This is a genomic window from Bradyrhizobium sp. P2_E8 (assembly GCF_056403875.1).
In genome coordinates this window covers 1-6,936 of record NZ_JBFUES010000350.1, presented here as the reverse complement: position 1 = coordinate 6,936, position 6,936 = coordinate 1, and the positions used below count along the sequence as shown (strand labels likewise).

7 protein-coding genes and 1 pseudogene are annotated in these 6,936 nt (G+C 63.6%); 4 read left to right on the top strand and 4 right to left on the bottom strand.

The annotated features are described in order from the left end of the window. Positions 1–1,221: acetate--CoA ligase family protein (locus AC1D00_RS20000; protein ID WP_477011846.1), on the bottom strand; the 1,221-nt coding region annotated here is incomplete at its 3' end. A 348-nt stretch (positions 1,222–1,569) separates the two neighbouring features. Between AC1D00_RS20000 and AC1D00_RS19995 the strand changes: the two genes are divergently transcribed. The 4 genes from AC1D00_RS19995 (at position 1,570) to AC1D00_RS19980 (ending at position 6,035) form a co-directional block, all read left to right on the top strand. Then, entirely contained in the window at positions 1,570–2,265 is a 696-nt protein-coding gene (locus AC1D00_RS19995) for a GntR family transcriptional regulator (protein ID WP_166819518.1), read from the top strand. A 60-nt stretch (positions 2,266–2,325) separates the two neighbouring features. Beyond that, the gene (oxc, locus tag AC1D00_RS19990; protein WP_477011845.1) at positions 2,326–4,059 is read left to right on the top strand and encodes an oxalyl-CoA decarboxylase; all 1,734 of its coding nucleotides are present in this window, start codon (positions 2,326–2,328) and stop codon (positions 4,057–4,059) included. Between the two features lie 138 nt (positions 4,060–4,197). Continuing rightward, the gene (frc, locus tag AC1D00_RS19985; protein ID WP_135172603.1) at positions 4,198–5,475 is read left to right on the top strand and encodes a formyl-CoA transferase; all 1,278 of its coding nucleotides are present in this window, start codon (positions 4,198–4,200) and stop codon (positions 5,473–5,475) included. 362 nt (positions 5,476–5,837) lie between these two features. After that, positions 5,838–6,035, top strand: a complete 198-nt coding sequence (locus AC1D00_RS19980; protein ID WP_477011844.1) for a hypothetical protein — start codon at positions 5,838–5,840, stop codon at positions 6,033–6,035. A 58-nt stretch (positions 6,036–6,093) separates the two neighbouring features. On the opposite strand, the gene AC1D00_RS19975 is transcribed toward AC1D00_RS19980, so the two are convergent. The 3 genes and pseudogenes from AC1D00_RS19975 to AC1D00_RS19965 form a co-directional block, all read right to left on the bottom strand. Further along, positions 6,094–6,318 (bottom strand): hypothetical protein, encoded by a 225-nt coding sequence (locus AC1D00_RS19975; protein WP_027546333.1) that lies wholly within the window; start codon positions 6,316–6,318, stop codon positions 6,094–6,096. Positions 6,319–6,474: 156 nt separating this feature from the next. Next, positions 6,475–6,717, bottom strand: a complete 243-nt coding sequence (locus AC1D00_RS19970; RefSeq protein ID WP_477011843.1) for a transcriptional regulator — start codon at positions 6,715–6,717, stop codon at positions 6,475–6,477. Positions 6,718–6,815: 98 nt separating this feature from the next. Next, positions 6,816–6,936, bottom strand: a pseudogene (locus AC1D00_RS19965) (cold-shock protein); the annotation flags it as partial.

Here is a 6,936-nt window from a genome sequence, read left to right as displayed (position 1 = left end):
AGACAGCGCCGCGTGGCCCTTGACGTCATAGGCGGTGCAGAAGGTCGCGCAGAGATTGGCGGGCGTATAGTAGAAGCCGTAGATGTTCGGCCCCATCAGGCGGATGTCGTACTTCTTGCCGACCTCGACGATCTCGGCCTGCAGCTCCGGCGCGCCGGCCTYCGCAAAGCCCGACGGGATCAGCACCGCACCCGGGATTTTCTTCTCGCCGCATTCGGTCAGCGCAGCCGCCACGAACTTCGCGGGAATCGCGAACACCGCGGTGTCGATCACGCCCGGCACGTCCTTGACGCTCTTGTAGGCCTTGTAGCCGAGGATCTCGGTGGCCTTGGGATGGATCGGATAGATGTCGCCCTTGTAGCCGCCGTTGATGAGGTTCTTCATCACGGAGTTGCCGATCTTGCCGTCCTCGGCAGAGGCGCCGACCACGGCGACCGCCTTCGGCTGCATGATGCGGCTCATGGCAGCTACGATCTCTTCGGTCGGGCGCGGCTTCGGCTTGGGCACATAGGCGAAGTCGACGACGATGCGGACGTCGGCCGCAATCGCACTCTTCGCCGTCGCGAACACCGGATTGAGGTCGAGCTCGACGATCTCAGGGAAATCGGTGACGAGCTGCGAGACCTTGACGATGACGTCGGCCAGCGCCGTACGGTTCACCGCCTCGCCGCCGCGCACGCCCTTCAGGATCTCATGGGCCTGGATGCCGTCGAGCATCGACAGCGCGTCTTCCTTGGTCGCGGGCGCGAGGCGGAAGGTGATGTCCTTCAGCACTTCGACCAGCACGCCGCCGAGGCCGAAGGCGACCAGCTTTCCGAAAGATCCGTCGGTGATCGAACCGACGATGACCTCGGTGCCGCCGGCCAGCATCTGCTGCACCTGGACGCCCTCGATCTTGGCGTCGGACTTATATTTCTTGGCGTTGGAGAGAATGGTCTCGTAGGCCTTCTCGGCATCCTCGGCCGTCTTGAGGCCGACGATGACGCCGCCGGCTTCGGTCTTGTGGAGAATGTCGGGCGAGACGATCTTCATCACGACCGGGAAGCCCATCGAGGCGGCCATCTTGCCGGCCTCACCCGCCGACCTTGCCACGCCCTCCTTCGGCACCGGAATGCCGTAGGCGTCGCAGACCAGCTTGCCTTCCGGCGCCGTCAGGCTGGTGCGATTGTCCGCCTTGACCTGGTCGAGCACCTTGCGGACGGCATCTTTGGAATTGGACATGTGGCTTCTCCCTTGACCTAGTTCGTTCTTTGCAAAGCGCGCGCGTATTGCGGCTGCCCGTGATGCTTGCCATTCGCCGCGCTCTGTTCCATGCGGCGGGACGGAGTGGCATAAAGCCCGAGATTACTCCGCCGGCTTGGATCAAAAATGGCTGGCGATGGCATTTGGTATGCCAGGAGCCAATTTGTCAAGCTGCGGCACTGCCTGGAATGCCGCAAAAAATAGGCAGCTTGACATTCTGGCATGTGGTATGCCAAAAACTTTCCCGTTAATAATCCTGTAAAAGACGACTCCCACTGGAGGAGATTCGTCGTGTCACTGCGGAAACCAACCAAGGCGTTGCCGAACATGGCCGAGGCAGATATCGCAATCGTTCGTATTGCCCCGGAGAGCAGCTTCAAGAACAAGGCGTATGACGCCTTGAAGGAAGCCATCCTCAAGATGGACATCTACTCGACGCCCGAGCCGGTGATGCTCGACGAGCGCGCACTGTCCGAGCGCCTGGGTGTCAGCCGCACGCCGATCCGCGAAGCGATCGCGATGCTCGAGCAGGACGGTTTCGTGAAGACCGTTCCGCGCCGCGGCATCATGGTGGTGCGCCGGACCAAGAGCGAGATCGTCGACATGATCCGCGCCTGGGCGGCACTGGAGAGCATGGCGGCCCGCCTCATCACCACCACCGCGCGCAAGAAGGACATCACGGCGCTGCGCGACTACTTCAAGGACTTCGGCAAGGACCGCCTGCCCGAGGATCACGTCGAGGAATATTCGCGCGCCAACATCGCCTTCCACCAGGCGCTGATCTCGCTGTCGGAATCCCCCGTGCTGGTCGATCTCACCAACGACCTCCTGCTGCACGTGCGCGGCTACCGGCAATTGACCATCGGACGCAAGGACCGCACCGCGACCTCGCTGCCCGAGCATCTCGGCATGATCGAAGCACTGGAAGCGCGCGACACCGAGCTCGCCGAGAAGCGCGCCCGCGACCACACCCTTGGCCTTGCCGCTTACGTCGAAGCGCACGGCCAGGAACTCTTTACCTAGCAACGTTCACCAGAAGGGCGAAACATTCGCCCCAGTATTGAGACCAGGGAGACAAGGCCCATGCTGAACACCGCGACCAAGTCCGAGGCACCGGGCACCGAGCAGGAATTGACGGATGGCTTCCATCTCGTCATCGACGCGCTCAAGCTGAACGGCATCAACACCATCTATAATGTGCCGGGCATCCCGATCACGGACTTGGGCCGCATGGCGCAGGCCGCCGGCATTCGCGTGATCTCCTTCCGCCACGAGCAGAACGCCGGCTATGCCGCGGGCATTGCCGGTTACCTCACCAAGAAGCCCGGCGTCTGCCTCACGGTCTCCGCGCCCGGCTTCCTCAACGGTCTCACCGCGCTCGCGCACGCGACCACCAACTGCTACCCGATGATCCTGGTCTCGGGCTCCTCGGAGCGTGAGATCGTCGACCTGCAGCAGGGCGACTACGAGGAAATGGACCAGCTCGCGATTGCCAAGCCCCTGTGCAAGGCGGCCTATCGCGTGCTGCACGCCCAGGACATCGGCATCGGTTTCGCCCGCGCCATTCGCGCCGCCGTCTCGGGCCGTCCGGGCGGCGTCTATCTCGACCTGCCGGCCAAGCTGTTCGGCCAGGTGATGAACGCCGAGGCCGGCCAGAAGTCGCTGGTCAAGGTGATCGACGCTGCGCCTGCGCAGATCCCCTCGCCTGCGTCGGTGAAGCGCGCGCTCGACGTGCTCAAGAGCGCAAAGCGTCCGCTCATCATCCTCGGCAAGGGCGCGGCCTACGCGCAGGCCGACGAGGAGATCAAGAGCTTCGTCGAGAAGAGCGGCGTGCCGTTCCTGCCGATGAGCATGGCCAAGGGCCTCCTCCCCGATACGCATCCGCAATGCGCCGGCGCGGCCCGCTCGACGGTACTGAAAGAGTCCGACGTCGTCATGCTGATCGGCGCGCGGCTGAACTGGCTGCTCTCGCACGGCAAGGGCAAGAGCTGGGGCGAAGCGCCCAAGAAGTTCATCCAGGTCGACATCGAGCCGAGGGAAATGGACTCCAACGTCGAGATCGTCGCGCCCGTCGTCGGTGACATCGGCTCGGTCGTATCGGCCTTCAATCAGGYGATCAGCACGGGTTGGACCGCGCCGCCGGCCGAATGGACCAAGGCCATCGTGTCCAAGCGTGACGAGAACGTCGCCAAGATGGCGCCGAAGCTCATGAACAACAAGTCGCCGATGGACTATCACGGCGCGCTCGGCGTGCTGAAGAACGTCATCAAGGACCATCCCGAGGCGATCCTCGTCAACGAGGGYGCCAACACGCTCGACCTCGCCCGCGGCGTCATCGACATGTACAAGCCGCGCAAGCGTCTCGACGTCGGCACCTGGGGCGTGATGGGCATCGGCATGGGCCAGGCGATCGCCGCCGCGCTCGAGACCGGCCATCCCGTGCTCGCGGTGGAAGGCGACTCGGCCTTCGGCTTCTCCGGCATGGAGGTCGAGACCATCTGCCGCTACAACCTTCCGATCTGCGTCGTCATCTTCAACAATGACGGCATCTATCGCGGCACCGACGTCAACAGCGTCAACGCGGATCCCGCGACGACCGTGTTCGTCAAGGGCGCGCGCTACGACAAGATGATGGAAGCCTTCGGCGGCGTCGGCGTGAATGCCACCTCGCCCGACGAGCTCAAGCGCGCCGTCAACGAGGCGATGGCCTCGGGCAAGCCGACGCTCATCAACGCGGTGATCGATCCGGCCGCCGGCTCGGAGAGCGGCCGCATCGGCAACCTCAATCCGCAGAGCGTCTTGCAGAAGAAGAAGTAAGGCATGATCCGGAAAAGTGYGAAGCGGTTTTCCGGAAAGATCATGCCCAAACAAAAAGCTAAAGCGCGAAACGCGCTTTAGTCCTCCCCTTCAACCCATTACTCCCTGCGGGGCAGACAGAGTATACGGAGCAATACGATGACCAAAGCGCTCACGGGCGTTCGCATTCTCGACTTCACCCACGTCCAGTCCGGACCGACCTGCACGCAGCTGCTCGCCTGGTTCGGCGCCGACGTGATCAAGGTTGAACGCCCGGGCGTGGGTGACATCACCCGCGGCCAGTTGCAGGACATCCCGAACGTGGACAGCCTGTATTTCACCATGCTGAACCACAACAAGCGGTCGATCACGCTCGACACCAAGAACCCCAAGGGCAAGGAAGTCCTCACCGAGCTGATCAAGAAGTGCGACGTGCTGGTCGAGAACTTCGGCCCCGGCGTGCTCGACCGCATGGGCTTCCCCTGGGAGAAGATCCAGGCGATCAACCCGAAGATGATCGTCGCCTCGATCAAGGGTTTTGGCCCCGGACCGTACGAGGACTGCAAGGTCTATGAGAACGTCGCGCAGTGCACCGGCGGCGCCGCCTCGACCACCGGCTTCCGCGATGGCCTCCCGCTCGTCACCGGCGCGCAGATCGGCGACAGCGGCACCGGCCTGCACCTGGCGCTCGGCATCGTCACCGCGCTCTATCAGCGCACGCATTCGGGCAAGGGCCAGCGCGTCACCGCCGCGATGCAGGACGGCGTGCTCAACCTCGCCCGCGTCAAGCTGCGCGACCAGCAGCGCCTCGCCCACGGCCCGCTCAAGGAATACAGCCAGTTCGGCGAAGGCATTCCGTTCGGCGATGCCGTGCCGCGCGCCGGCAACGACTCGGGCGGCGGCCAGCCCGGCCGCATCCTCAAGTGCAAGGGTTTTGAGACCGATCCCAACGCCTACATCTACTTCATCACCCAGGCGCCGGTCTGGGAGAAGATCTGCGACGTGATCGGCGAGCCGACCTGGAAGACCGATCCGAACTACGCCAAGCCGGCGGCCCGCCTGCCGCGGCTGAACGAGATCTTCGCCCGCATCGAGCAGTGGACGATGACCAAGACCAAGTTCGAGGCGATGGAAATCCTCAACAAGGACGACATCCCCTGCGGCCCGATCCTGTCGATGAAGGAGATCGCCGAGGACCAGTCGCTGCGCGCGACCGGCACCGTGGTCGAGGTCGACCACCCCACCCGCGGCAAGTACATCTCGGTCGGCAACCCGATCAAGCTGTCGGATTCCCCGAGCGAGGTCGAGCGCTCCCCGCTGCTCGGCGAGCACACCGACGAGATCCTGCGCTCCGTGCTCGGCTTCTCGGATCACCAGGTCGCCGACATCCACAAGTCCGGCGCGCTCGACCCGCCGCAGAAGCAGGCCGCGGAGTAAGCGGTTCGACCAGAGACACGAAAGGCCGCCGGTTTCGGCGGCCTTTTTGTTGGCGGCGAGAGGGACTGCATCCCGCCATCGGCACGCTTGCTGCGATGAACCGGCCGACGCCAAATTAAGGACGGGTCCGGAGGGAACCGATGCAGTCGCCGGCCGTTATTCTTTCGCCGGCGCGCTCCCGGAAATGCGAGCGAGCCGCTTCCACAGCGAGTGACCGAGCGCCTCGCAGAATACCTGCCCAACGCTGAAGAATTGTCCTCCTCGTCCCGAGGGTGACAAGTCGACCCATCTCAGCTTGCGAGCGGGAGGCGTCGCGCCCGGCCCTTGCCAGGACCACGCCCGTTGATCAAACCGAGGTCGATATGTTGAGACATCAATCCTCTGATCGCGCCAAGCGTGAAGCCAACAAGGCGTTCAAGCCTGCCAACACGCACAAGCCGATGAACGACTATGCGAAGGACCAGCACTCCTTCCACGAGAACCGTGAGCGGCTGAAGGCGGAGCGGTTGGCCCGCGAAGCCAAGCCCCGCGAGTCCAAGCCGAGTGGTCGCTCCGAATAGGGAGCGGCATGAAGGGGCGCCTCACGATCGGCGCCCGCGCCTGGCCTGTAGCATCGGCCTATAGCATCGAGAGCACGACGATCCCGTCTTCAAGTTCGCCGGAAGCCAGCCGTATCCGCGCGATACGCTCGAACTCCGTCCGGTACTTCTGGAGATAGCTGAAGGCCTGCTTCTGCGTCTGAAACGTGGTGGCAAGCCGGCACATCTGTCGACCCGCGCCAAGCGCGAGAAAAAAGGTGATGGTGCCGCCTTTATCCGGCTTGATCCTAGGCACGACCCGCACTCTTTGGCATGTGACCGGCCCTCCTGGAGTGATCGTCGGCGCTATCGAACCCGACTAGAGCCTTTCCCATTCCAATGAAATCGGAACGGGGCTCTAGATTCTTGTTTTGACGCGTTTTCCTGCCGCGAACCGGTATCCACTTCGCTCGAAAACGCTCTATCGCGGCGATTTCMGCGCGCGCTTCTTCGGCACAGGCGCCGGCAACGACGCGCGAATATCTGCGTCGGCCGCTTCCTTGGCCTCCCGCAACTCGCGTAGCCGCGCCATGTTCTTGCGGAGTTCGGCGGACTGCCGTTCGGCATCCGCCATCGCGCGCGCGCCCTCTTCAGCCGCCAGGCGTTGGCGGTTGGAACGCGCGATACCTGCGGGTGAAGGTTCTGCCGATTTCCTGGCGCTCATCTTCCACCCTGCTTGGCAACGGACAAAACCCGCTCAATCCAGGGATCGAGCGGGTCGCACGGCCGTTTCAGTACATCCGTGAAACGGCACTGGAGAGCTTAGGCCAGCGAGAGATTCTCAGCGCTGACTTTGCCCCGCATCTTGTCGGTCTTGGCCTCGAAGTTGACCTTTTGGCCCTCGGCGAGACCCGAAAGCCCGGCCCGTTCGACCGCGCTGACG

Bases quoted from the DNA above. Each gene is read 5' to 3' on its own strand.
- AC1D00_RS19995 (WP_166819518.1), top strand. From the start codon at position 1,570: ATGGCCGAGGCAGATATCGCAATCGTTCGTATTGCCCCGGAGAGCAGC.
- frc (WP_135172603.1), top strand. From the start codon at position 4,198: ATGACCAAAGCGCTCACGGGCGTTCGCATTCTCGACTTCACCCACGTC.
- AC1D00_RS19980 (WP_477011844.1), top strand. From the start codon at position 5,838: ATGTTGAGACATCAATCCTCTGATCGCGCCAAGCGTGAAGCCAACAAG.